At 61.4% G+C, this 1,149-nt stretch carries 2 protein-coding genes; both read left to right on the top strand.

Translation table 11 applies throughout. The features are described 5' to 3' along the window. The first annotated feature begins 75 nt into the window (after positions 1-75). The gene (locus H8F21_RS29280; protein ID WP_203585842.1) at positions 76-648 is read left to right on the top strand and encodes a fimbrial protein; all 573 of its coding nucleotides are present in this window, start codon (positions 76-78) and stop codon (positions 646-648) included. A gap of 10 nt (positions 649-658) precedes the next feature. Beyond that, a partial coding sequence (locus tag H8F21_RS29275) for a fimbrial protein (protein WP_203585841.1) occupies positions 659-1,149 on the top strand: 491 nt, incomplete at its 3' end.

The raw sequence follows: 1,149 nt of genomic DNA, 5'->3' as shown, positions 1-1,149 counted from the left end.
ACCTGCACCGGCAGCGCTTGCACCGTGAGCGCGCAAGTATCGCCTGACAAGTAGCGCCTGCTGCTGGAGAACCTCATGAAGTCGCACACTGTGAAGGTCTTGGGCGGTCTGTTACTGGCTTTGGTCAGGAGCGCGCACGCCGAGGATATCGAGGGCATGAATGGGCTGCTGAACATAACAGGGTCCATGCATGAAACCCCTTGCAGCCTGGAGATGACATCGCTGCACCAAACCATTGACCTGGGTGCGGTGTCGGCCAGCCAGTTGCAACGGCCTGGTGATCAGGCAAAACCCATGTCGTTTCAACTGCGGTTTACCGATTGCCAGCGCACGGCTGGCAGCATCCGCAGTGAACGCACGGGCAACCTCACCTGGAGTGCCTTTCAACCCGGGTTGTCGGTGGCGTTTTTCGCGCCTGCCGATACCGATGCCCCACGGCTGGTGCAAGTGCAAGGCGTCAGTGGGATGGGCCTGCAAGTGACCGATGCGCTGGGGCGGGACGTACAGCTGGGCTCACGGGGCGAACCGGTGTTTTTGCCTCTGGGCAGTAACACCCAGACGTGGCTGGTGCAGCCCACACGCACCGCCGCACCGTTGACCAGCGGGGCGTTTCGGGCCGTGGTGGATTTCAGGCTCAATTATGAGTAAGGGCAGAACGATGGCAACGTTAACCGGCCCATGGGCCATGTTTATCGGCGGCGGCGTGTTGTGGGCTGTCTGCCAGGGCGTGCAGGCTGAAACCAGCCTGACCATCCGCGCGGTCATCATCGCGCCGCCGCCGTGCGTCATCAACAACGGCACCACGCTCGATGTGCCGTTTGGCAATGACCTGCTGACGTCACGGGTCGACGGGGTGAATTACCGTCGAGGCGTGCCTTATACCGTCACCTGTGATTCGCCCTTCAGCAACGCCTTGATCCTGGAGCTCAGGGGCACAGGGGCGTCGTTCGATAACCGCGTGCTCGTGACCCGCAAGCCGGACCTCGGGGTAAAGCTGTTCATGAATGGTGCCGACTGGCCGCTCAACACCGCAGTGAATTTTACCTATCCAAACTTTCCGGTGGTGCAGGCGGTGCCCGTTAAACGTGCCGGCAGCACACTGACGGGAGGGCTCTTTGATGCGACCGCCACCCTGGTGGTCGACTATCA

Origin of the sequence: Pseudomonas arcuscaelestis (genome assembly GCF_016881005.1) — a bacterium.
Taxonomy (GTDB): Bacteria; Pseudomonadota; Gammaproteobacteria; order Pseudomonadales; family Pseudomonadaceae; genus Aquipseudomonas; species Aquipseudomonas arcuscaelestis.
The sequence above is the reverse complement of the archived record's forward strand: the minus strand, read 5'-3'. Positions and strand labels throughout refer to the sequence as shown.